The sequence below is a fragment of the Rubrilithobacter danxiaensis genome, from assembly GCF_047272945.1.
Taxonomy (GTDB): Bacteria; Bacteroidota; Bacteroidia; order Sphingobacteriales; family Sphingobacteriaceae; genus Rubrolithibacter; species Rubrolithibacter danxiaensis.
On the sequence record NZ_JBKOPS010000003.1, the window covers coordinates 235,307 to 259,721 of the forward strand.

The 24,415-nt window shown below is 41.5% G+C and carries 18 protein-coding genes; 1 reads left to right on the plus strand and 17 read right to left on the minus strand.

All coding sequences use genetic code 11. The annotated features are described in order from the left end of the window. Positions 1-3: 3 nt before the first annotated feature. The 11 genes from ACLCDL_RS05030 to ACLCDL_RS05080 are packed head-to-tail and all read right to left on the minus strand — an operon-like array spanning position 4 to position 10,085. Complete coding sequence (locus ACLCDL_RS05030) at positions 4-285, minus strand: PAAR domain-containing protein (protein ID WP_423147182.1); 282 nt, start codon at positions 283-285, stop codon at positions 4-6. 12 nt (positions 286-297) lie between these two features. Beyond that, a complete protein-coding gene (vgrG, locus tag ACLCDL_RS05035; protein ID WP_423147183.1) occupies positions 298-2,052 on the minus strand; it encodes a type VI secretion system tip protein VgrG in 1,755 nt (584 codons plus the stop codon). Continuing rightward, positions 2,045-2,779 carry a CIS tube protein gene (locus ACLCDL_RS05040; protein WP_423147184.1) on the minus strand — a complete coding sequence of 245 codons (735 nt, stop codon included), beginning with the start codon at positions 2,777-2,779 and terminating at the stop codon, positions 2,045-2,047. The genes vgrG and ACLCDL_RS05040 overlap by 8 nt, the downstream gene beginning before the upstream one ends. Continuing rightward, positions 2,779-2,937 carry a DUF5908 family protein gene (locus ACLCDL_RS05045; RefSeq protein ID WP_423147185.1) on the minus strand — a complete coding sequence of 53 codons (159 nt, stop codon included), beginning with the start codon at positions 2,935-2,937 and terminating at the stop codon, positions 2,779-2,781. The genes ACLCDL_RS05040 and ACLCDL_RS05045 overlap by 1 nt, the downstream gene beginning before the upstream one ends. 9 nt (positions 2,938-2,946) lie before the next feature. Next, a complete protein-coding gene (locus tag ACLCDL_RS05050; protein ID WP_423147186.1) occupies positions 2,947-3,474 on the minus strand; it encodes a phage tail protein in 528 nt (175 codons plus the stop codon). Between the two features lie 14 nt (positions 3,475-3,488). Next, the gene (locus ACLCDL_RS05055; RefSeq protein ID WP_423147187.1) at positions 3,489-3,923 is read right to left on the minus strand and encodes a phage tail protein; all 435 of its coding nucleotides are present in this window, start codon (positions 3,921-3,923) and stop codon (positions 3,489-3,491) included. 39 nt (positions 3,924-3,962) lie between these two features. Beyond that, the gene (locus ACLCDL_RS05060; RefSeq protein WP_423147188.1) at positions 3,963-5,531 is read right to left on the minus strand and encodes a phage tail sheath family protein; all 1,569 of its coding nucleotides are present in this window, start codon (positions 5,529-5,531) and stop codon (positions 3,963-3,965) included. 23 nt (positions 5,532-5,554) lie between these two features. After that, entirely contained in the window at positions 5,555-6,607 is a 1,053-nt protein-coding gene (locus ACLCDL_RS05065; protein ID WP_423147189.1) for a hypothetical protein, read from the minus strand. Between the two features lie 30 nt (positions 6,608-6,637). Further along, positions 6,638-7,252 (minus strand): Pvc16 family protein, encoded by a 615-nt coding sequence (locus tag ACLCDL_RS05070; protein WP_423147190.1) that lies wholly within the window; start codon positions 7,250-7,252, stop codon positions 6,638-6,640. A 9-nt stretch (positions 7,253-7,261) separates the two neighbouring features. Further along, positions 7,262-9,484 carry a glycosyltransferase gene (locus ACLCDL_RS05075; RefSeq protein WP_423147191.1) on the minus strand — a complete coding sequence of 741 codons (2,223 nt, stop codon included), beginning with the start codon at positions 9,482-9,484 and terminating at the stop codon, positions 7,262-7,264. A 37-nt stretch (positions 9,485-9,521) separates the two neighbouring features. Next, on the minus strand, positions 9,522-10,085 hold the full coding sequence (locus tag ACLCDL_RS05080) for a UpxY family transcription antiterminator (RefSeq protein WP_423147192.1): 564 nt from the start codon (positions 10,083-10,085) through the stop codon (positions 9,522-9,524). A gap of 211 nt (positions 10,086-10,296) precedes the next feature. Here ACLCDL_RS05080 and ACLCDL_RS05085 point away from each other — a divergent pair, with 211 nt between their 5' ends. Continuing rightward, entirely contained in the window at positions 10,297-11,322 is a 1,026-nt protein-coding gene (locus ACLCDL_RS05085; RefSeq protein WP_423147193.1) for an MBL fold metallo-hydrolase, read from the plus strand. Between the two features lie 310 nt (positions 11,323-11,632). Here ACLCDL_RS05085 and ACLCDL_RS05090 read toward each other — a convergent pair whose 3' ends face one another. From ACLCDL_RS05090 to ACLCDL_RS05115, 6 genes are all read right to left on the minus strand, one after another. Next, complete coding sequence (locus ACLCDL_RS05090) at positions 11,633-13,237, minus strand: AGE family epimerase/isomerase (RefSeq protein ID WP_423147194.1); 1,605 nt, start codon at positions 13,235-13,237, stop codon at positions 11,633-11,635. A gap of 24 nt (positions 13,238-13,261) precedes the next feature. Next, a complete protein-coding gene (gene uxaC / locus ACLCDL_RS05095) occupies positions 13,262-14,677 on the minus strand; it encodes a glucuronate isomerase (protein WP_423147195.1) in 1,416 nt (471 codons plus the stop codon). 314 nt (positions 14,678-14,991) lie between these two features. Further along, the gene (locus ACLCDL_RS05100) at positions 14,992-17,037 is read right to left on the minus strand and encodes a beta-L-arabinofuranosidase domain-containing protein (protein WP_423147196.1); all 2,046 of its coding nucleotides are present in this window, start codon (positions 17,035-17,037) and stop codon (positions 14,992-14,994) included. A gap of 3 nt (positions 17,038-17,040) precedes the next feature. Continuing rightward, the gene (locus tag ACLCDL_RS05105) at positions 17,041-19,497 is read right to left on the minus strand and encodes a glutaminase family protein (protein ID WP_423147197.1); all 2,457 of its coding nucleotides are present in this window, start codon (positions 19,495-19,497) and stop codon (positions 17,041-17,043) included. Between the two features lie 23 nt (positions 19,498-19,520). After that, the gene (locus tag ACLCDL_RS05110) at positions 19,521-20,552 is read right to left on the minus strand and encodes a glycoside hydrolase family protein (protein WP_423147198.1); all 1,032 of its coding nucleotides are present in this window, start codon (positions 20,550-20,552) and stop codon (positions 19,521-19,523) included. Positions 20,553-20,803: 251 nt separating this feature from the next. Beyond that, positions 20,804-24,361 carry a VCBS repeat-containing protein gene (locus ACLCDL_RS05115; RefSeq protein WP_423147199.1) on the minus strand — a complete coding sequence of 1,186 codons (3,558 nt, stop codon included), beginning with the start codon at positions 24,359-24,361 and terminating at the stop codon, positions 20,804-20,806. Positions 24,362-24,415: the final 54 nt, after the last annotated feature.

Consider the following 24,415-nt stretch of genomic DNA (forward strand, 5'->3'; position numbering starts at 1 on the left):
AACTTATCCTCCTATTAATACCGTGGGCTCTCCTACTATTCCCATCGCCCCGCATAAACACATATCTGTTATCCTTAATGCCGGCTTGCCGCAGACAAATACGGTAGCACTGCCCATCGGGAAGATACTGGCGGTAAGGTGACCGGAAGCGGGGGGGATAGGGCAAATATGGTTATCGGTGGCTACGGCGGCCGGCTTTCCGGCGATCAGTACATTTGGAACTCCTGGCCCAATAACGGTACCGCCATGATTGGTTTGATCGGTTATTCGAAGTGCGGGGGGCATAAACAGGGTTATTTAATTTATCTGGACTACAGAACCCTGGATCTGCAGAGCTCCATCGCTTTTAACTTTGGTGCTGCCACCGCCCTTCAGCTCGAGACTGGCATCAGCGCTTACAGAGAGTTGGGTTCCGCCAATTACCAATTGTGTGCCGGCTTTGAGTTCAAGCTTCTGTACCGCTTGTATGCTGATCCCTTTATCATCCATTTGTATTTTATTGCCGTTCTGATCTTCCAGTGAAATGCCTTTAGCATAGTCGCTAATGGTAAATTTGTTTCCACCAGGAGTTTCGAGGCTGATGCTTTTCCGCTCATCATCAAAAAGCAACGCCAGTTTCTCCCGAGAAGTATAGCCTTTCTGATGGTTAGCATTTGAGGGAGAAAGCGGGGAGGGCAATGCGGAACTATTCAGCATACCCAGTATAACCGGTTGCCGGGGATCGTCGTGCAGAAAACCGACAAGTACCTCATCATTTATTTCGGGGCGAAAAAACAAGCCCCGTTCTTTACCCGCATCAGTCAAAGCTATTCTTGCCCATATACCATCGTCCTCGGGGTTAATAAAGGGAAGTTTAATCCTTACCCGCATTTCGCCCCCCGGATCTTCATTATCCGTTACGATACCGGTTTGCAACCCCCTTATCCCCGGCAACAGCCCTCCTGCTTTCGGCGTATCCACCTCATTTTCTTCGGTAAACCATCCCGGAGAACTTCCAAACTGCACCTGTGTTTTCCAGCCTTGGGACGCGGTAAAGTCATGCCTTACGCCACTTACAAAGGCTTTGCCACTGAAATGCCCCCCTAAGCCGTTCAATTCAATCACATCGCCCGAGTCAATAGCCGAAATCCCCTGGAATTTAGCTCTGCCCCTAATTTTCGAAAGCCGTGATTTAAGCAGTTGTGCATCAGCCCAGGCTTTGCTTTCTTCCGAAGGTATAGCACCGGGATGCTGTAATATAAACTCATCAGGCCCGGCAACAGCAGCAAGGTCAGTTACAGCAAGGCTTCCATGTTCTTCTATACCAGCCGGGGCTGTTGCAATGGATTCTGAAACAGACTGGTTTGCCATATCCCATGTTTGGCTTTTTACAGAAAGGTATTGGGTACGGCTATCCATTTCCGCATCCAACTCGATAATGGTTGCGCCCAGCAGCAGGGACAGTGCAGGATTCCCTGTTACGGTAGCTTGTCTGATGCTTATTTTATCATCGTTGCATAATACCAGCTTTCCGCAGGCTTCGGCACGGCTTACAATGAAATCCCAGTCGGTACAATTGTACTGAACCAGTTCTTTATGCGTAAAGGGTGTTGGCTCTATCGCTATCTCATCCGATGAAAAGCCCCGGCTTTTTAAAATCTCTTCGATAACATCGGCATCTGTTGCCTCATGAAAACAGGCATTGTTTCGTCCTATCGTTGTTTTTACAGCTTTATGCCTGCATTCTACGATCAGTTCGGGCGAGCTGTTATTCCTTACTTTCAAAGCCTGTTTAATAATAATGCCCTTAAAAATACTGGCTTTCTGATCTGTATCGCCAGCTTCAATTTCAATTTCATTTCCCGGAGTGAAAAGATCGCCGTTACTTAAAGGAAACTCCCCGGATGCAATATCGCCGTCCATAATAACCAGCGTAGCGGAGGCGATCTTATTAACCATCTTCATGACATTTACCGATAGCTTTGGTACCGTTCGTGGAATTTCCGTGCCGTTAACTTTCACCGAAAACTCGGCTACAGTCTGCACAGCGGGAATCAACCTTTCTTCAGGCATTTTTGGAGGCTTTTATATTTTTCACAAGCGGCGGAAAAAAGAGCTGCTGCCCGGGACTTATGTCTCTGAAGTTAACCAGGTTGTTTACCCTTGCTACATCCAGGTAGTAAGTAAAATCGCCATATACCTGCTGCGCCATTGATGGCAGGGTATCGCCCTCTTTAACGATGCGAACATGAGTTAAATCGGCCGACTTATCCTGCTGTTGTGCCTGGATAATTTCCGGAAGAAGCTTTTCGGCAAAGGTGGCGGTAATTATTGCCCGTAACGGAGTCCCGTCCGACTTAAATAGCTTGTACTGGATGGAAGCGTTTTTAAACTCGCAATCCAGCTCCGACTGGTTGGGCCTCAGCCAGGTAAAATTGGCCCAGGTAATGCGTAAAAAATTGGTGCGGTGGATATCGCCGTTGTAGCCTACGGTTTCATAAAACTCTTTAATCTTTTCGGGCACGTTTAATTTGACGCCGGTAGCATTTGTGCCATCAAGGTAGAACTTCAGGGTAACTTCCAATGGTTCTGCCCCCAGGTACCCGCCCTCGCTCCCGTTTGCCCCGACAGCGTGTTTGCTTTCAGTGCGGACGGTATAGTTCAGCGTAAACTCATCGGGGTTAAGAAAGGCTGTAAAAACTTTACGGGCTGTACCGCTCCGCTTAGCTGTAGGCCACGCTTCTATTTTTAATTTCCGGGCGGCTTCCGAGCCCATTATACCGCTTAAAATATCCAGCATCAGCGTTCATTTTTCAGGTTAATAAGTTCCATCACCTTCTCTACACATTCTTTAATAAGTTCCTCGCGGAAGCTTTCGTCCGCAGGTGTTGTGGCATTAGGGCCCTTATCCGGTACCACCTCAACCGAAATTTCTATTTCATTGATTACTATTGGCATGTTGAAAGGTTAAATGGATAAACTGCCGGAAACCGCGGAGGCAACAACATTGGTTGCACCTGCTGCCAGCGACAGCCCAATGTCCATTGGCCTGTAATATTGATAAGCAAGCTCAAGCGTTTCGACCACCAGGGTATTTTGTTCGGCATTAAACTCAGAAATATCAACTTTTACCGGATACGCGTTGAATACATGCCAGACAGCAACAGGGATATGTTTATCATTTAACAGACTGATGAGGATATTTTTTGGGTCAAATTCAAAGTTCTCGATAGCAGCTTTACACCAGCTGCTGATGAATGAGCCGGTAAACAAGCCCCGCTTTAAAACCAGCTTGTTGAATTGGGGCAGTTCGGGCAGCTGATGCTTGAAACGGTTTTCGCCCCCCTCGGCTACTGATTCGGTAGAAATGTTTACACTCAAGCCACTAACGCTCTGAAACCGAAAGTCCTGCGGCGTTTGAGGAAACATCTCTATTACCACCAGGAAATGAAAACCGGGTGGCGGATAGATCAATCCGTCAAGTATGTTACTCATTGGTATACGGTTTATCAGCCGTTCTGTATCGTAAGGCCTTCGTGAGCGATATCAAGCTGTTCAATAGCTACTTCGCTTCCATCAGCTTTTAAATCTGTGCTTTGAATTTTTACCGGAAAAGCATTTTTCACTTTCCAGGTTACTACTGGCTCATGTTTTTCATTAAGTAATGTAATAATGAGGTCACGGCGTTCAACCTGGTTTAAGGAAATGGTGTTAAGCCAGCTATAAAATTCATTATCGCCCTGAAAGACGCCACGTTTTAAGGTAATGTTGCTAAACTCCCGCATGCCCGGCATCTTAATTTTACTGAACTCTAAAGAAGCGCCATCACGGTATTCAAGCAGTTTATTCTCAATATTTAGCCCGCTTACTTCCGAAAAACCAACATTAGCCCCACCCCATTGTACACTGAAATGGAATTTTGGTAAAGGATATTTATTTGCCATGATTTTTAAGTTTTTGTTATGGAGTCGATTATTTGCGGTTTAAGCTTCCTGCAATTTATGAGAGAATTTAAGGATAATAAATTCTGCCGGCCTTACTACCGCCATTCCTATTTCAATATTCATCCTTCCCTCCAGTATGTCTAAAGCAGTCATTGTTACGCCTAAACCCACACGCACAAAAAATGCCTGCTCCGGTTTTTCGCCTGCTAAAGCGCCAGCACGCCATTGTTTGGTCAAAAAATTTTCGATCATGGCACGCACCCGAACCCAGGTATTAGCATCATTAGGTTCAAAAACCACCCATTCAGTCCCCTTTTTTATAGATTCTTCAGCAAAGTTGAAAAAGCGGCGGACAGGAACATAACGCCATTCATTATCATTGCCAGCCAGGGTTCGGGCGCCCCAGACAATAAGCCCCTTGCCTGTAAAATACCGTATGGCGTTTACTGATTTTCCTGAAGTAGGATCGACATTCATCGACATCTGATCCGTGTTTGAAATTTTTACCGTCGCTGCATTTACATATGCGAGCGATACATTTGCCGGTGCTTTCCACACTCCCCTGGAATTATCCACTGCTGCATACACTCCCGCAACAGCGGAAGAAGGTGGCAGGACGATATTTACCTTGTTAAGCTCAAGCTTTATGAGGTTATACAGCTCAGTATTGCCTGCAACTTCAGGTGCGGAAGGCGGGGAAGAAGGCACTACCGGATCTGGTTTTTTTAAGTTTAACCCATCCCTTAAAGCGGGTTTCAGGTTTGCCGGAGGATTTTTTATGCTTGCCAGACTCAGAACACCTGTAGTTGCAGGATCGGAAGCTTCTGAAGCATCTGTTAACGTTACTCCATCTCTGGTGTAAACAACAGCTACGCCGGCATCTTCATAACGATAATTTAAAGAAGTTTCGAGATTTGGAAAATAAGCAGCACCATATTTAAGCTGATCGATATTGCTTCCAAGTCCAGAGGCATTCCTAAACGCATCTACCGAACTGTTTATTTCATTTGGCGTACCGGTTACATGTTTTACGTCTATTATTGTAAAACGGTCCTGTAAGGTAAAACATTGGTTCAGCGCCTCGTTCATTAATGTATGGTACTGCCCCGGGTCGAGCGCTGTTGCATCAGGACAAAGAAGCAAAGTTGGCTCGTCCGCTTTGGCTGTTTCGTTCAATCCGTTTCTTAAATCCCCGATAAGGATATCTGCATCAGAAGGTGCAGTGGTTGAATAAGTACCCACAGAAACAATGTAGCAGGGGCCACCCCCATTGGCAAAATACATCTGCAAAGCATAGTACATTTTAAACCGCGAACGTACAGCCGGATTGCTCTTTGCACTTATAACCCGGGTTGTTATTCCGCCGGCTGTTGTATCTGTAATGGTTACTCCCAAAGCCGTTTCCTTCTGAGCAAAACCAAACAACTGCTCGTACTCGAGCAACGAAGTAATCCGTAAGGGTTGTAGATGATAACTCTTCCCGTTAAAGGTATCGCTTTCGGTATACCCGATAAATGCAGGAATGGCGGTTTCCACTTCGGCTACCGAAGGTGGAAATGTGGGGATTTCCTTTATATATACCCCCGGAGTTTTGAATACATCTGCCATGGTTAAGGGTTGTTTATTTAATTTTAAATAGTAATTAATATATCCGAAAAGGTATCCGGGCCTTCTGTGCGAATGCTGTTTAATACCGGATTAGGAAGATTAGGAATGATGATATTATCAGCCTGATCGCTTAATTTTATTCCCCGAACGGGATCTTCATGCAGTGGTACAGGTACGCTGGAAGCCACTACAAACTGGCCGGCTGGCGCTCCGGGTTGTGCAGTAAAACTGATGGGTGAGCCATTGGTTTTAGCCACTTTTACACTTGTAACATCCGGATTAAATTTTTTAGTAATGATGTAACGCCACTTAGTAGCCCTGTTAGTAAAAACAATCTTATAAAACCTGGTCTCTATCGTATTCCCTGTCTTCTGGAATTGATATTCATCAGGCAAACTGTTTCTGTAAAAAATTTCAGCAATACCAAACAGCTCTGGCCTTATAACCGAATCAATAACATATACAAAAGCTTTTTCCACCCCTTCTATAAACAGTTTTGCCCTTCCGGAAGGTGTTTTAGCCAGATCAAAAGAAAAATTGAACAGGTTGTTCGTATTGGTTAAAGATTGATGAAAGCTTTCGTCTGTATCAATAAAGCGCAACTCGCCGTTCTGTTCAGCAGCTGTGCTTGCATGGACATAGGCAAAACAATTACTAACAAAAGGAAGCAGATCCATATCAGAAACAACTTTACCTGCTGTATCAGCAATCAGCAAAGGGTTACCTGAAGCGGATATGTTGTTTAACTGGTTACTAAAGTAATAGTGACTGTCCCTTGGTTTTAGCAAATTCAGTGCTGTAAAATTTTCAAAGGACCCTCTTTTAAGCTGTATAACGAATGTAAATCGTGTTCCTTCAGGAATCGGATTCTTTATAATATCTGTTAATCCAACCGTGCTTACGCGGGCAAATACTTTTCCTCCAAATTCTGTTTGAAGGTACTTTAGTCCCAGGCTATTGATCACACGGCGGCAATCCGGCGTAGGCACAAGCAGGAGGTCGGAAGATTTTCCAGACCGGTAAAAACTATGCTCAAATTCAATATCAAAAATCTGCTTATACTTAATCTGAATCATCGCAAGACAATTGAAATTTTTAAAACCGGATTAATTATCAGTTATCGTAATTTCTGTAACTGGCGGAGCTTCCAGTTTAGGTTCTGCATCTATAAAGCTCATCGTCCTGATCTTATAGATCACGTTTGGCATATATTTAGCCCCTAACGCTGCCCATAAGTTATTTTGCTGTTCAAAACTGGTTTTTTGAAGCGTGGCCGTAAGTCTGCCGATCTTTTGCCAGGGCTTATCCTCATCGACTTTTGCATTCATTTGCGGATATTGTTCCGGAGTAAAAATTGCAGCAGACTGAAAAAACGAGATTACATATGATAACAGTCGCAGGGCAGTGGGGTAATTAGCAGCAAGTACAGAAAAAAGCACATATGCGTTCATATTTACCGGAGGATTGACAGTCTGCACCTTCTCATTTATCCGCAAATAGTTATTTTGCGAATCCGCAATACGGTCTTCTTCCAGATTTATCAGGGTAATGATAACTTTAAAACTCTCGTTTCCCTGATCGAGTGGAAGGGCAAATGTCCCGTCTGGTTTCATTAACCCCGAAAGCACAACGCTGTCAACACTCCCAAAATTACCAGCGTCTTTCCGTTTCAGGTAAAGATTCAATTCATCTGCCAGGAATTCTAATGCGGTGCGTAACATTTCACCTTTTTATTCTTGTTTTTGAATTACAATTAGGCTATCCGAGATTTGCACAGACACGTATTTTTCAGTTCTTAAAAGCTCATTAACAAAAGCTTTTACTCCCGGATAGTAATCTGCATAATCATGGAAAGCAATGTATCCGCCCGCCATAACCCAGTTTGCAAAATGCCAGAAATCACGTGATACGTTCGGGTAATCGTGCAAGCCATCAATAAACAGCAGCGAAATCGGCTTTCCCCAGGATACGTTAAATGAAAAATCCTTGATTAGCTGAACTACTTCGCCAATACCGGCTTCTTCGATATTTCGTTTAAAGTTTTCTAAGGTTGGGGAAAGCGATTCAATTAACTGGCCAACCGCCCCTACTACCCCGTTGTGGGGATCAATTGCGTAAACTTTAGACCGTGGAAAATAAGCTTTTACCACACTGCCTAACAAAACGGTTGATTTGCCCTGATAACTACCCACTTCAACAATAGCATGAGGCGCAGGCAATTCTATCCCTGCTTTTAATGTAGTTGAAATAAGCAGATCTGCTTCCCCCTCACTTAGCCACCCTTCTATTTTTTTAATCTGGCCTAACAACGTAGTTGTTGATAACATATTCTTAAGTATATTTTCTTCTGAAGCCCTCTCAGTTTCTTTACTGTAATGATTGAATTGTTCGCGAATGTTCGTCCGGATTGAATTATCGTATTTACGTTCTACAGGATGAATCCAGAAAGCAGTTGGATCTGTTAAGGCCTGCTTTACGTCCTGTAACGAATACTTTTTTTGATATTGCACATACTGGTAGGTACAAGGATTTGAAAGTATTTCATATCCCAGGAGCTTCACTACTGTCGGTAAAATAATTTCTTCTGTTGCCCATATTTCCGATTGACTTACAATTTGCTGAAGCTGTTTATCCTGTTTAAAAATTTTCACCAAATCTAGTGCGGCATCAGCAGTGAATACGGTAGAAGGCCAGAACGTCCAATGCACAAATTTATCTTCCCCCCCGGGGAATTTTTGCAAAAAAGGCTTCCATAAATCATATTCCTTAAAGGCCTGCGTGGCTGTCCACACATCCTGGTTATCAGGGTTCACTCGCTCTGCACGATTTGAAAACATCCCCACATTTGTTTTTGAAGCCATAAAACGAGACACATAATCAGAATATCCCGAACGGATGGCAAGCTGATCGGAATCTACAATTGTGAGTGTATCGAATTCCAGATTTTCGGTAACAAACTCCATCGCACGAAGTGCAAATTCATGCAAATAGCCGTGTTTTACGGGCAAGGGATGGGGATACACAATAGCACCATAAGAACGGAAAGGAAAGCGTTTATTAATCAGATGGTCATTTCCGCTTCCGTTGTATAATAAAATAGAAGATTCAGGATCGTGGTAATGCAGGTTTCGAACCAGATCAATGATGCAATCCTCATTTTCATGTACCAGGCAGACATACGTATTTTTTATTTTTTTAGGCAGTTCCGCCGCAGGCTTGCATTTCAGAGGTGCGACTAAAGGTTCAGCTGCTGGCGCTCCTTTCATTTTATCATATACAAACCAGTCGCCATTAATAATTTTCTTTACTTTTTCTACTTCATAGGGATGCCACCATAGATCATCGGTTTGTTTAGGACTTGCATTATCCTGATGGATCATATGGACGGCAATGGTGCTATCCGGCAGCGCCTTCACTTTATCAGATGGTGTATTCCACACAAACAAAGCATCCATGCCTACGTCTATCTCAGCAAACTGATTTTTTTTCCAATGTTCTTTGTAATAGCAAAGTGAGCTTCCCAAAAGCCAGGGCCGTTGATTGGGTGGATAAATGTATTGAAGTGCTTTTTCGTCGTTCAGGTTATAATAAAGGAGTCGATTGATGCCACACACTTTCGCCTGGCTGTTTAGTAGCTGCTCTATTTGATAGGTTAAACGGCGACTGTCGTACCAGTCGTCATCGTCCCAATTGGCTATAATCTTGCCTCTTGCATACCGGCAACCCATATTAAGTTTAGCACCCAGTGTAATTTTTTCGCTAAGGCGAAAATACCTGATATTTTTCGCCGGAGGTATTAGCTCTTCTACTGAATCGGTACCATCATCCAGAATAATAAGTTCTTTTTCAAAATAATCCTGCCTCATAAAATAGCGGATAGCATGCGGCACAAACCGACGCCTGTTGCAGGTTGGCATAATACAAGAAACTAAATGCAGATCTGTATTCTTCATTAGATAAATAAGCGTATCAGGATGAACGGAGAAGTGGCTAAATCCTCCTTATATCTGAAATAGCAATTTCAAGTGAAAGTGACTGATGAAGGGCATTTAAACGGATTCCGAACCTGCTTTTGCCTCTTTTAGTATAGAATTTTCCTTTCAAACCTGTAAAGGGACCTTTTACAATTAATACATCTTCCCCCTGTATTAAATGCGGCTCAATTTCCGGGTTAGCATTTTCAGCTTTTTGTATATTACTTATCTCCTCATCTGAAATAAGGGCTGGCCGCCCATTGAATGAAACGAAACGAAGCAAACCGGTGATATGAAACAGGGAACAACGGTCTTTCTCTGAAATATTTATAAAAACATAATTGGGAAATAAGGGAATTTCCAGCTCTTTTCGCCGGTCACTCCACTCCCGGATTACCCGTTGCATAGGCAGGTACGCTTTTACCTGCTGTTTAAGCAACTGGCCATACACTTTCTTTTCCAAATTAGGATAGGTGTAAGCAGTATACCAATTATTTCTTAATGTGTCGGGCATGTTGTAAACGAGGTATTTATGATAGAAAAGGTTAAAAGACACAGCTTCGCTGAAAGCTTGACCCATTCTTTTTTGTAGAGAGAAGTTTTACTTTTCTAAATATCAATACTTCTGTGCTGAATTTAAAGGGTTAATGCACACATTTTACAGGGTATTTTTCTTTTAAAACAAGGTGATTTGAACAAGCAAATAGTTGCCCCAATCCCACTATACCAAACTTTTCATAATAAAATTTAGCTAAAAAAGAATAATTAACTTTGAGGAAACCATCTGTTATATGATTAAAGCACTCGGCAAGAATCCTTCAGGAACGAGGTTAAAACGAATAATAAAATCTCCAAACTATAAGCATGGTACTTTTCAAAACTTGCTGCCAACAGAAGTTACTTTAAAAAACGCTTCTTTTATCAGAATGATGAAAGATTTCATTAACAAACCAAAGCTTACCGTTCCGGGAAACAGCCTGCCATCCGTAAGGAGCAATTTAAAGGATCTGCATGCTGAACATCCCACGATCGTTTGGTTTGGCCATTCTTCTTACTTCATCCAGTTTAAAAACTTCAAAATTTTAGTCGACCCGGTTTTTAGTGGCAATGCATCCCCTTTTTCATTCTTCGGAAAAGCATTTAAGGGAGCTGACATCTATCACGCTGATGATTTTGATGAAATTGACTTACTTATTATTACTCACGACCATTATGATCATCTTGACTATAAAACTATTCAAGAACTACATGAAAAAGTAAAAAGCATTATTGCTCCGTTGGGAGTAGGTTCTCACCTGGAATACTGGAATGTACCCAATGAGAAAATAACTGAGCTGGATTGGTGGGAATCTCATCTTGTTAATGAACAAATCAGGATCACCGCTACGCCTTCAAGGCATTTTTCAGGACGAACGTTTATACGCAACAAAACACTTTGGGCGTCATTTGTTCTGGACATGTTACCATATAAAATTTTTATTGGCGGCGATAGCGGATATGACACCACTTTTAAAACTATCGGAGAAGAATTCGGCCCCTTTGATATTGCCATTTTAGAAGCGGGTCAATATGGTAAAGACTGGCCCTATATTCATATGTTTCCCCAACAAACAGTGCAGGCAAGTATAGATTTACAAGCCAGATATCTTCTTCCTGTACACTGGAGCAAGTTTTCCTTATCGCTGCACCTTTGGAACGAGCCTATAAAGAGAGTATTTGAAGAAGCAGAGAAACGAAGTATGCGCCTTACTACTCCAATGATAGGAGAATTCGTTGTATTGGATAAAATTTATCCTGCAGACACCTGGTGGAGATAGGAAAAGGAATTGTTATAAAATGCGAGCGCCTCCAAACGGGGAGAATGGAGGCACTCAAACTAACCAATTATAAACCTGCTGCAAATATAATGCGAATAGCATTTATCTTAAAAAATAAATCGGTGATTTAACATTATTTAACAATTAAATGATAATGTAAAAGAAAGCCCCTATCAGTTTGATAAGGGCTTCTGGTTATACTTGGACAGTTTGAGGCTCTAAATATAGTTTTTTTAAATGAATTATCTAATTTTTGTAAAAAAGTGTGAAATCAAAATATCTATTCCTTTCGCCCTCCTTAGTGATTAAATTAATACACACTTATCTTACTCTCCAAAGACTCATTTCCCTGAAAATCAACAGACGTCAGTGAGAATTTGCTTTTATCTTTCTTATCGACAGTTAGTTTAAAAGACGTAAGCGGAGTAAAAGCAACTCGCTTACCATCCCGATAAATATTGTAACCCAGAAGGTTCTTATCATCCTGGGAAGAATTCCATGTTAGGGTTAAAAAATTATTTTCTGCTGCTATTTTTAAACCCGAAGGAACAGACGGAGGGATGTTATCAGGATCTAAACGGTTAATACAATTAATCAAAGCCCTCAAATGATGATATGTTCCTTTCCATATATGCCCTTTCAAAGCTGTTTTTTGCTTTGGCTCTTTGTCTATTCCTCCCTGGTACCAGTCACCATGTTCATGATCAATCAAATAAGTTTGTACATACGTCCACAGCTTTTTAAATTTATCATCATATTTCATGGAATCGTTTGGGTAGTAATCGGCCATCAGTAAAAGTGTATTTAAGCCTTCAGCCTGAGCCCACCAATTCTTTGTATCGGCAAGTATTGCTATTGCGGGTTTATCTTTAAAGTAATATCCTTCATCGTAAAAGCCCCCTACGCTGCTATCCCAACCATTTCTTAAAGCATGATCCACCATTGTTTTCGCTACACGCATAGTTGTTGTATCGTGATGCAATCCTAAAACATGTGATGCTTCCAGCATTAAATAGGCTGTTTCCACATCGTGTCCAAAAGACACGTGGTCAAGATTTTTATGTTTAAGAATAACCGCTCGGGAAGAATCTTTAAAAGATACCGGAGTCCAGTCGGGCTGGAAGAACAATCGTAAATACCCTTTCTTATCAGTAATAGTATCTCTTACCAGGTACAGCATTTCCTGTAAACGCTGTTTCAGCAAACTATCGGGCCATACACTATACAATTCTGTAAAAGACTCAAGCAAATGAATGGAAGTGTTCTGATCTTTATACCCCAGCTCGGAACGGGAAGGAACCGAAGCAGCCCTCGTAATGGGAGCTCCGTCTCTTTTCATATGCTGGAAATACCCTTTGTATACGGGATCATGGCTATGTTTTTCGAGCCATTGAAATTCTTCCGCTGCCAAGTTTAAAGCACTGGTATCACCGGTTGCACGGTAATACGCAGCGAGTGCATATAAAGCAAAGGAGTTTCCATAAGCTTCTTTTTCAGCAAAACTGTTGTTTTTTACATTTCCCTGGCGGTCAGTATAAGTATAAAAACCGCCATACTTCCTGTCCCAAAATACATTTCTTAAAAATTCATATCCCTGTTTCGCAGCAGTTTTGTAGTGTGTAACATCAGGAAAGAGTTCTGCAGCTCTTGAATTGCTCCATACATGCCTTGCCTGTGTCACAATCATTTTATCCTGGTTTCCGCTGGGTTTAAAATCATAGGTAAAGTTGCTTAAAAAGCCCCCGTACTGTTGATCTACTGACATGGGATACCATTGTTTCAGAAGCTCATTCACCATTGAGCTTTTCATTTCATCTCCTATTTCCAGGCGCTCCTTCCGGGTATTTGAAATTTGAGCAAAGGCGGTTAACTGTAACCCTGTTAAAACAATACAAGCCAGCTTTATAAACTTCATAAATAGTATAAGTTGATGGAATATTTAAACTTTATCACTTCCAAAGGGAAAGTAGTTTTTGGCATTGTAATAGCAAATATCCTTTATTATTTTACCAATCCAGCTGATATCCCCCGGAAGTTCTCCGTTTTCAATATCTTCTCCAAAGAGATTACATAAAATCCTCCTGAAATATTCATGACGCGGATAAGAGAGGAAACTCCTGGAATCGGTTAACATTCCCACCATTTTACTAACCATGCTCATATTTGACAAGGCGTTTAATTGTTTAACCATACCATCTTTTTGATCCAGAAACCACCATGCCGAGCCGAATTGAATTTTCCCGGCTACAGAACCATCATTAAAATTACCGATCATGGCAGCCATTAATTCATTATCGGCAGGATTGAGGTTATAAATGATCGTCTTCGTTAACCGGTCTTCTGCATCCAGCCGGCTTAAAAATTTAGAGAGTGCTTGTGCCTGTTTAAAATCGCCAATAGAATCCCAGCCTGTATCCGGCCCTATTCTTTTCAGCATCCGCAAATTATTATTTCGCAAAGCTCCTAAATGATACTGCTGTACCCAGCCCTTTTCATGATCCCACAAGGCAAATTCAACTAATAAAGCAGACTTAAATTTCAGTTTTTCTTCCCGGGTAATCTGCCGTGAAGCACGGATCTTACCAAAAATATTTTCTATTTCATCAGATGTGTAATCTTCTGCATACAGTTGCTCCAAGCCATGATCGGATACGCAACAGCCATTTTCAGCAAAATAATCGTGTCGTTCTTTTAACGCATCCAGGTACTCCTGATATGTACTGATACTTGCATTGCATACCTCTTCCAGCTTATTGATATAAAGGTTTAAATCTTCAATGTTATCTGCATTCATCGCCTTATCGGGGCGAAATGCCGGCAGGACGGCAATTTCAAAGTTATCTTGTTTTATTTTCTGATGATGTTCAAGCGAATCCAAAGGATCGTCTGTTGTACAAAGTGTAACCACATTCATTTTCCGCAGAAGATTTCGAACAGAATACTGCGGGGTTTGCAGAAGGGCAGTACATTTTTCGTAAATGTCCTTCGCTATGTGTGGCGATAAAATATCGTGCACATTAAAATATCGCTGCAATTCCAGATGCGTCCAGTGATATAAGGGGTTTCTTAACGCATAAGGAACTGTTTCTGCCCATTTTTCAAACTTTTCATAATCGCTTCTATTACCGGTACAATAGGCTTCATCTACGCCGTTTGTCCGCATAGCACGCCATTTGTAATGATCACCATACAGCCAGGCCCGGGTCAAATTTTCAAATTGAATATCATTGGCTATCTGGTCGGGAGGAAGGTGATTATGATAATCTATTACAGGCATTTCTTTTGCAAATTCATGATACAGACGCTGCGCTGTTTTACTTTGCAGTAAGAAATCTTCATCTAAAAACTGTTTCATATTATAAAACTAAAGAAGGGCATTAATTTTTATCCGGGTATTTCAATCAAGCACCTATAAATGTAATTATAATACTTTTGGTTGATTTTTATAACCAAAGCGGCATCGTTCAAATTCCGGACAGAAAAATACTATATCTAATCCTTTATTAAGAACTTGTTTATGTAATTTTAAAGCTATAAGGCAGTTTTTTTTGCAGAGGAGATCTGAGTGAGGCTATAAGATAGAGAGTGACGAAGCAATTCCTTTGACTTTAAGAGATTACTTCGTCACTTCACTACGCTCTTCCTGTTCACTGTAAGGCCGAACTATGTCTATTTCACTACCGGAAATGCCACGATTCGCACCTTAGTACAGCCGTAAGGGACCAGCTTTATTTCTTCAGGAGTATTACTTACTTCGCCTTTAAACAGCCCGGTTCGGTCTGTTACCGGTTGCGGAGCTACGTCATTTACAATTTTCCAACCGGGGATCTTTTTTGCTGATGCAGTAATTTCAAGGGGCGCATTTTCTAAATTCCAGATAAAACTTTCGGTTGCAGGTTTTACTTTTTTTACCTGCATCGCAGCTGGATTTTTAATTATTGAATCCAGCAAACCATAGTTCCAGTCTTCTTTGGGATATACATTAAAATAATCGCCCTCCTTTTCATCATGCCCTTTTTCCCATTTCTCATTTAGTTTTAAAGCATAAACCAGAGGACCTCTTTCTACCGTTCTGGAATTTCGGCCCCAGTTTGAGGTGTTTACGTTCATAGGTAGCTGCAGCGTTAATTTATCCTTATTTTTCCAGGTACGGTTAACAGTTACCATTTTTCCGCCTTTTTCGGTCTGCAGTTGCTGCCCGTTAATTAGTATTATTGCCTCTTTACACCAGGAAGGTATGCGTAATTGCATTGGAAATGTCACTGCCTTTTTTGTATTGATTTCAAAATTTATGCGGTCATCAAAAGGATATTCTGTTTGCTCGTCAATTATTACTTCTGTATCGTTATCTCCTACTCTGGCAGTAATTTGATTCGGGCTGTATTCAAGTGCTGCCAGCCCTTTATCTGCGGTAGCGTACCATAAATGTGACGTAAATTTTGTCCAGCCCTGGTGCATATTGGCCAGGCAGCAAGTATATCCGCTCCTTGCACCAAATACGTTATTCATTTCACGGTCAAAAGGAAGCGAAAAATTAAATACTCCTCGTTTTACCTGCACCTGGTTAGCTATCTGAAAATACTGCTTGTTATTATAATCGTCGGTAGTTTGTGTTGGAAGTGCATTAAATGTCATCCGCTCCAGTGCGTCCATATAATGAACATCGCCTGTTATAGCAATAATTTCTTCAAGGGAGAACATCGATTCGACAATAGCACATAACTCCGTACCCTGTGTCGGGTTATTTCCATGCAAATCTTCATCTGCAGAGAAAACACCCATTGGCAAACCATGTAAGTTCATTATATCATTGAATCCGGTATTTAAAGCTTTTATATAGTTAGGATCGCCCGTACGCTGATAATTTAAAGCGGGATCTTTAAGCGCCATCCCAACATTCACACCATGCCGGCGCATCCAGAATTCATCGTTCTGCTGAGCGGCTGCATCAATAACCCAATTCCTGTTTCCAAGCCAGTTACTCCATTGAAAAGACTGTGCTTGCAAGATAGCGGCCAGTTCCAGAAGATTTTCATTTTTCGTGATCCCATATAGCCATTGCACTATCAGGACATTATCTGCTCCTCTCGATTCTGCCCATTCAGTCCATGTACTGAGCGGACAGCTTTTTAAAGTTTTCAGCTGATAATCAAAATACTTCGTCATGAAAGGAATAACCCTCGAATCTTTAGTGGCTGTATAATATTGCTTAATTACTTTCAGCATGACCATTTTTGGCCACCAATCGTCTCCATCCTTACAATTTTCCGGCTTTATCTCAATTCCTTTTTCCCTTTCAGCTTTGGTTACAGGACCAAAATATCCCGAAGGACGCTGATGTTGAATTGTCCAGTTGATGTATTTCAATACTTTTTGTTGCAGCGCCTTATCATCCAGCAAATAAGCAAGGGGAACAGCGCCATCCAGCCAGTAGGGAGTTTCCTCCCATCCGTCGCCCTTTCCCCCAAGCCAGCCATTATCATTTTTCAGTTTCCAGTAGGTCTCATCCAAATGCCCTGTGCTTCCATCCCGCATAATCTGTAATTGGTGCCGGAGCCATCCTTTGGGCTTAACTGCACCTAAAGGAAGTTCAGCATAAACAGGATGAACAAAAGAACCGGGAGGATCTTCAGGACTCACATTTTTTTTACCAGCAGGATCTGCCTTAAAAGATAGAATAAGAGCCGGAATAAAGAACAAGGCAAGTGATTTCATGGTTTATTTTTGAAGTTCTTTTTCCAGAAGCTTAATAAAATATCCGCCTACCACACTTCTCGCCTGAAAACCTACCATCTTGCCATCCGTTGTTTCGTGCCAGTCGCTGATAGGAACCCGTGAAGGAGTTTCTACCGCATATTTATAAACCGGATTTATGAGTGCTTCAAAATCCTGACGATTATCTGCTAAAGTTGATGTCCAAAGTATCCAGTCGGATTTTGTATAGGTTTTCCTGCTATCCAGCGGTAAACCGTACTCATTTTGTTTGGTTAAATAATACTTGATTTCCTTTTCATACACTTCCTTAGGGAAAATATTAAGATCTAAAATCTTGTCCCAAACCATATTATATTTCTGACTCCATGTTCCCTTATTATCAAAAGTAAGTGTATAGTGATCACCGTCATCGGCCATTTGCATCCATTTTTTAGCCATTTCACGGGCTGTATTATGATATTTCTCTGCTACTGCTTTTTCTCCCAACTGATCGGCAAGCATGGCATAACAGGCAATGCCAACAATGGCTTTTACCGAGAGATTAGCGTTGCGGGCAAGATGGCCAGCAAAATCATCGGTACATAATTGATTGGCCGGATCGAAGCCTTCTTTACTAAGGTACTCTACCCATGTGGTTAATGTTTTCCAGTGTTTCTTAGCATAATCTGCATTCCCTTCCACTTTAGCAATGGCACCAGTAAGAATCAGCATATTGCCCGACTCTTCTACAGGCATATCCTCGCCGTATGTTTGCCCGTTTGCAAGAGGATAAGTTCCCAAATCATGTGCTGCAAAAGGTTTTGCCCACTTTCCGCTTTCGCTGTAATAGAAAATCCCATTCATCATTCCTTTTAACAAGTCTGGGTTATAAGCAAGGTACATTGGGGCTGATGGATAAGTTATATCCACAGTATTTATCGATCCATTACTGAAGTTCTCTTTTGAAAGAAACAGGATCTCGCCCTGCGGACTTTTCAATAATTTATGTGCAGCAATACTTTGGCGATAGGCGATTTCACATAGGTCTGCATATTTTTCGCCTCCGGCTGCCACTGCCTGCTGGTACAACTCCTTATCAAAAGCAACACATTTCTGGAAGACAGTTTTATAATTTGCGGCAGCTGCAGCAAGTTCTTTTTCAATTGTCTGAGATGCGTCCTGTTTCCACCAGGCTTTTAAATTCTGATGAAAATACTGTACTGAATACAAATCGTCGTAACCGATCATAATGAAATGTTCTTTTGGCGTATTTCCTACTTTACTAAAAGGAATGATCGTATTCAGCGACAATTGCTTTCCCGTCACTGTATTATCAGAGAGGCCTTGCTTTCCGGAAAAAGCTACTGTTGCATCTGAAAGTTTGGTAATACTTTGCTGCACATTTTCAGACTTTGGTGCAGCCACATACATATATCCCCAGTCAATACGAAGATCATCCCCTTTTTTCTGTAATACCGGCTGTGCTACAGTTCCGGCTTTAAGAATGCTCAGGTTACCAGCATCATATTTTTTTGCAGACACTTCCTGTGTAGGAGTGTTTACCGCAATATCAGTAGATGCAGATAAAAAAACCTGAACATCATGATCTTTACCGTCATTTGATTTTACTTTATATGTAATATACGACACCGGACGTGACATCACATCCAAATCTTTTATTAATAAGGGCGAGGTAAATGTTAAGTTAAGGTCAACTTTACCACAGGCAAAATCATAAATAGTTTGAGTAGCATTAAACTCAAGGCTTTTCTGTTGTGCCAGTAAAACCGGAGTTTGTTTTACAACCGGAAGCTCTGATAAACCAAAATCCAGCATAGCGCCTCCTCTGTTATTGGTGACATGCACGGCCAGAATATTTTCACCTTTCTTGAGATTTTTCTTTACTGCTTCGCTTATTTCGGGGTAGATAAACTTATTTGTCCAGCCTTCTTTACTGTAAACGAGTTCCCCGTTCAGGTACGCTTCCACATCATCATCGTGCTGAAGCTTTAGAAACAGCTTATTAAAATCGGTATTTTTCAGATTAAACTTCCTTCTAACCCAAATGTCTTTACTTAGCCACTCGGTTTTTGACTGCGTTTTATTATCGCCAAACGGAGCAACCCCTGTTTTCCATCCCGAATCATTAAATTGAGCCTTCATCCAGTCGCCTGCCGGTTGTGTTTCGGTATATTTGTTTGAATACTCCAATTCGTCGGAAGCAGGTAGTACCGTTTTAAACGCCTGATTTGGTTTGCCAAGAAAACGATAAATAGTGCCGTCAACTTTGATTAAACCGATTAAAGACTGATCGGCCCCTGTCCAATGTTTAGTTGTTGAAGAAGTCAGCGTGTCTGAAACAGACCAGATACTGAAATAAGTATCATGCGTTATAAGCGGATAAGCAGGCGCTTTACGTTGCTGCGCAAACAATATACTTACCTGGAAGACAAAAAGCAGAGAAAATACGATTCTTTTCATTTTATAAATTATGCGTGTTCAAATTATTTTTCAATTAATGCCGGCAGCCAGAAATCAAACGGCCGATCTCGTTCGCATACCAATGTACCATCTTTCAATTTCAATTCTGCCACCTGGATTGATGAGCGCCTTTCTTCGTAGGGATAATTGCCTGTTTCATTTAATGTAGCTGCAAAATGTGTTTTCCTGCCGGGATGTGTGAAGTAAAAAACATACGCTTTATCGCCGACGACTACCACATCACCATGAGCACCGCTGGGTTTGTCATCAGGCCGTTTACTTGGCTTATCCAGTATCATTCCTTGTTTTTCCCAGTTTGTAAGGTCGGTGGATTTATAGACCCGCATTCCTGCCCATTCATCAGTAAGCATCCAGTAGGAACCGGCAAAAACGAAAGCTTTAGGACCTTCATGAGGTTTACCCCCAATTACGGGTTCTTTACCGCCTTTCCAGTTCTTAAGATCAGCGCTTTCGGCCATCATGGTATTGCTTTGAGGACCTTTGTACCACATCCGCCATTTTCCGGCAGGTGTTTGCAAAAGAGTAGCATCTATAACATTTTCATAAGGCAAAACCGGAAAACCCTGTAATTTCCAGTGCCACATATCTTTGCTCGTATAGTGAACCATTCTGGCTTTTCCACTCCAGTGGTTACGTACACCGGGGATATAGGCAACGAACATGTGGTATTTTCCCTTGTAAAAAACAACATCCGGCGCCCAGAATGTATTCTGCCCGTTCTCAAATTCCAGATTTAAAGTCCCCCTGTAAACCCACGACTTTCCGTTATCATCTGTAGAAGCTATACCAATGGCATTTCCGTAACAATAGGCAACATCAGCAGTTTCAGAATTTGCTCTTCTTTGGGTATAAAGCATCCACCAGTTTTTTTCCTTACGATTCCAAACCACCACTGGGTCAGCTGCCCCGTCAGTAATAGGATCTCTGAACATGGGTGCAGGTGCCTCATTTAAAACAGCTGATACTTCCTGTGCCTTCAGATTAATCTGTACATTCAGAAGCAATACCAGGAAAGCATATTTGATGAACTTCATCTTTCAAATAATTGCAGGTTTACGTCAGCTTTTTTAGTTAAAAACAAGTGAGTATTGTATTTAACTTCGTTATTCAAAGAAAAGTATTAGGAAAGATATTCTATCTGTTATCTGTATCAATATTTCTACAGATTGTCTCAAAAAAGGAACTGATAAAAAGCAATAGTCTATTGGATAGGCACATTTTGCCTACTTAATCCTGCGCTCCGCTCAGAACAATTCTGCTGTTCACAGTGAACAAAGTCCAAGAGCTATAATTTCACTTCCCTTTTCTGACCCCTGTAATTTGTAATAACTACTTTCTGAAGATCCTTATCTAACGGAAACTTCCGTGTTGACTGCGATAAATACGTACTGCCATAATAAAATTCCAGGTGATGCTTCTTATTGTCCTTATAAGTAAGGTCAGCACACATATCTCCCGGATTTAAGGAAATCCATTTCCTGCTTTTTAAACTTCCTAAAGCATTATTTCCAAAAACCTTCAGGCTATCCTGATTTTGGGAAGCAATAAATAAGTCGCCGCCTTTGGCAGACTGCATCATAGCTAATCCTTTGGCATCTCCACTTACAAAGAACCCGCTTTTAGCTATTGTTAGTGGCATGAAGGACCCTTTACCATTGCCTTTTAAATACAAGCCGTTGAAGGCATCGTGGCGGCCACCCAAAGGTTCCATTCCGTAATCATTTCCAACAAGTAATAAATCGAGGTTGCCATCCAAATCAATATCATTGCTCAGCATTCCGAAAACAGGTGCAACCTGTGCTTGCAGCGGAAGGGGCTGTATAGAAAATTTTCCTCCGCCCTTATTTTCAATATAGCTTGTGGTAAGATTGGTAGCCTTCAGTTCAATTGCATTTTCACGGTCGTTTTTACTCCATAAATCATCCATAGTAGCCAGCCCGTAGGATTTATAAGTAGGAAAACGTTTTCGGGTAGACACCAGCTGGCTCACCATATCCTGCCTTGTATGCATCGGAAAGGGTTTATACGAACCGTCCTCTGCTTTTCCGTAGCAGAAGATCATGGCATCCAGCTTGCCGTTATCATCCAGGTCTTTAGCTAAAAGCGTCATAGGCTCTTTAAAGCTTGCCTTAAATCCCGAATTTAATCCTAAATTTCCTGCTATGTAATCGATATCTCCGTCGTTATCAAAATCACCGGATACCAAACTGTTCCACCAGCCCGTGTATTGTGAGATACCAGAATCTGACACGGGATTAAAAGAATTACCAGTATTTCTTAAAAATGTAACAGGCATCCATTCTCCTGAAAGCACCAGGTCTACTTTGCCATCCATATCGAAATCTGACCAGAGGGCGTCTGTAATCATTCCGATATTCTGCAACTGCGAACAGTATCTTTCTGTTGCATCAATAAAAAGCCCTTTCTTATTTTCTAAAATGAAACTTTTAGGGGCGAGAGGGTAAGCTCCTGATACCGAGCGGCCGCCTACAAATAAATCCAGATCGCCATCCTGGTCAAAATCTGCTGCCCGTACGCAGGAACCATTGGCAGTTTCCGGCGGAAGAGCGGTATGATCCCACTTGAACTTCCCTTTTCCGTCATTCAGATACAGTCGGTCCTGATTTCCGGGATGGGTTGGAGAAAACTCAAAACTTCCTGCAGCAACATACAAATCCAGGTCACCGTCGTTTTCGGCATCAAAAAGAAGAGCACCCATTTCTTCTGTTTCAGCATTATCTTCCTGCACAATACGGTTGGCATCCTGTTTAAAACGTCCGCTAGCATCCTGCATAAAAAATACACCTTTTCTACCTGCCGAAGCAGAAACATAGAAATCATCGTATCCGTTTTTATCAATATCGCCAACGGCAATTCCCGGTCCATACTGGCTTAGTTTATGAGGTAAGGTTGCCTGAATATTGTAATCTACCGCATCAATTTCATCTGGTTTAAAGCGAATGCCGGAAGCCCCTGCCATATCTTCAAAAAGAGGTTCAGCAGCAGTTCCTAAGGGCTCAACTGTTTCTCTCGCATTTTTATAAGATAGTTTCAATAATTGATTCACTTTGACACCAGGAAGCAGCTGGCTCTTACCATCTGGCCAGTACACTCGTAAAGAATCTATTACTTTGGTTTTACCGAAGCCAAAATGAGCTTTTGAGTCAACCGTAGAAAGATATCCGCGGCAGGGCTGGTGTTCATAATATTGCTGTTTGTTTCCCTCATAATACAGATGCACTCGTGCACCAATTCCCCGCAGATTCTTTCCTGCTCCTTCAAAAACAAGCGATAAGGTATTTTCATTGCTCCTGTTTTGCGTATCATTCAGGGTATTTTCATAAATAAAGGCAGGATCGTTTATATTATTAATTACCACATCCAGGTCGCCATCATTATCCAAATCAGCATAGGCACCACCGTTTGAAAACGCGGCTTTATCAAATCCCCAATCGGCAGTTTTATCACTAAAAAGCAAGCCATTGGTATTTTTAAAAGCATAGTTGGAAATTTTAACTATCGGGAGAGAATCTGTCATGGCAAGATTGGTATTAACAGCTCCTTTATCTGTACCCTGACCGTTGTTGAAAACGATGTAATCCAGGTCTGTAACATCACGGGGTAAACCGTTTGTAATAATAAGATCGCGAAAGCCGTCGTTATCAAAATCAGCAATAAGCGGTGTCCAGCTCCAATCGGTTTGATAAATGCCCGACATAAAGGCAATATCACTAAACACCGGATGGCCCTGTGGTGTTAAACCGCTATTAAGCTGCAGGGTATTGCGCACATACTGATGGTTGTAACCAAACTTGCGGCTATTGAAATAATTGTAATATTCGTTGCCGCCCAGCATGGTTTTCTTACGCAAATTCTTTTCGGGAAGCATTTCGAGCGAGATCAGGTCGGCAAAGCCATCGTTATTGATATCTTCCATGTTAGTTCCCATCGCGTTCCAGGCAGTATGTTTAAAATAATCCCCCAGCCGATCGGAGAAAGTTCCATCGTGATTATTGATATATAATAAATCGTTTGAGATAAAGTCGTTACTTACATAAACATCCGGCCAGCCGTCAAGGTTCACATCCGAAATACAAACCGCATGTCCCCAACCTTCTATTAAAATACCCGCTTGCTTTGATACATTGGTAAATGTAGAATTACCATTATTCCGGTACAACCTGTCTGTATTTAACGCCGAACCATCGGTAACTTTCGCCCGGTATTTTATCGGGGTCTTATTATCATACAACTGATTAGTAACCAGGTATAGATCAAGGTCACCGTCTTTGTCGTAATCGAAAAACACACCCTGTGTGCTAAAGCCAGCATCATCCAAACCATAGGCGTGTGCCGACTCTTTGAAAACAGGAATTCCATCTTTATTTAAACCCTCGTTAATGTATAATAAATTGGTACGCAGAGCCGCATCGTTACGAAATGATGCCGAAACATACAGGTCCAGCCATCCATCCGCATTAATGTCCACTACAGAAACCCCCGTGCACCAATGTCCGTTTCCGCCTACTTCTGCAACATCTGTTATATCTTCAAACTGCATTTTTCCTTTATTCAGGTATAGCTTGTTTGAAACCATATTCCCGGCAAAATAAATATCCGTTAAACCATCGTTATTAAAGTCACCCATACCAACTCCCCCTCCATTGTATAAATTAGCCTGTTTCAAAATATTTATAGAGTCACTTTCGGTAAGATTGTTTGCAAAATCAATATTGGTTTGCGACGAAGGAAGTAACTTAAAAAGCGCTGGTTTATCTTTTGAACAAGAAATACAAAAAACAGCGATTATAAAAACAACTGTTAGTCGAATGAATTTTTCCAAAGCATGCGAGGTTTAGTAAGTAGGTTAGTTAATTTATGGGAAAACTAATATAGT

Coding starts and splice junctions, on each gene's coding strand:
- ACLCDL_RS05030 (WP_423147182.1), bottom strand. CDS start 285: ATGCCCCCCGCACTTCGAATAACCGATCAAACCAATCATGGCGGTACC.
- vgrG (WP_423147183.1), bottom strand. CDS start 2,052: ATGCCTGAAGAAAGGTTGATTCCCGCTGTGCAGACTGTAGCCGAGTTT.
- ACLCDL_RS05040 (WP_423147184.1), bottom strand. CDS start 2,779: ATGCTGGATATTTTAAGCGGTATAATGGGCTCGGAAGCCGCCCGGAAA.
- ACLCDL_RS05045 (WP_423147185.1), bottom strand. CDS start 2,937: ATGCCAATAGTAATCAATGAAATAGAAATTTCGGTTGAGGTGGTACCG.
- ACLCDL_RS05050 (WP_423147186.1), bottom strand. CDS start 3,474: ATGAGTAACATACTTGACGGATTGATCTATCCGCCACCCGGTTTTCAT.
- ACLCDL_RS05055 (WP_423147187.1), bottom strand. CDS start 3,923: ATGGCAAATAAATATCCTTTACCAAAATTCCATTTCAGTGTACAATGG.
- ACLCDL_RS05060 (WP_423147188.1), bottom strand. CDS start 5,531: ATGGCAGATGTATTCAAAACTCCGGGGGTATATATAAAGGAAATCCCC.
- ACLCDL_RS05065 (WP_423147189.1), bottom strand. CDS start 6,607: ATGATTCAGATTAAGTATAAGCAGATTTTTGATATTGAATTTGAGCAT.
- ACLCDL_RS05070 (WP_423147190.1), bottom strand. CDS start 7,252: ATGTTACGCACCGCATTAGAATTCCTGGCAGATGAATTGAATCTTTAC.
- ACLCDL_RS05075 (WP_423147191.1), bottom strand. CDS start 9,484: ATGAAGAATACAGATCTGCATTTAGTTTCTTGTATTATGCCAACCTGC.
- ACLCDL_RS05080 (WP_423147192.1), bottom strand. CDS start 10,085: ATGGGTCAAGCTTTCAGCGAAGCTGTGTCTTTTAACCTTTTCTATCAT.
- ACLCDL_RS05085 (WP_423147193.1), top strand. CDS start 10,297: ATGATTAAAGCACTCGGCAAGAATCCTTCAGGAACGAGGTTAAAACGA.
- ACLCDL_RS05090 (WP_423147194.1), bottom strand. CDS start 13,237: ATGAAGTTTATAAAGCTGGCTTGTATTGTTTTAACAGGGTTACAGTTA.
- uxaC (WP_423147195.1), bottom strand. CDS start 14,677: ATGAAACAGTTTTTAGATGAAGATTTCTTACTGCAAAGTAAAACAGCG.
- ACLCDL_RS05100 (WP_423147196.1), bottom strand. CDS start 17,037: ATGAAATCACTTGCCTTGTTCTTTATTCCGGCTCTTATTCTATCTTTT.
- ACLCDL_RS05105 (WP_423147197.1), bottom strand. CDS start 19,497: ATGAAAAGAATCGTATTTTCTCTGCTTTTTGTCTTCCAGGTAAGTATA.
- ACLCDL_RS05110 (WP_423147198.1), bottom strand. CDS start 20,552: ATGAAGTTCATCAAATATGCTTTCCTGGTATTGCTTCTGAATGTACAG.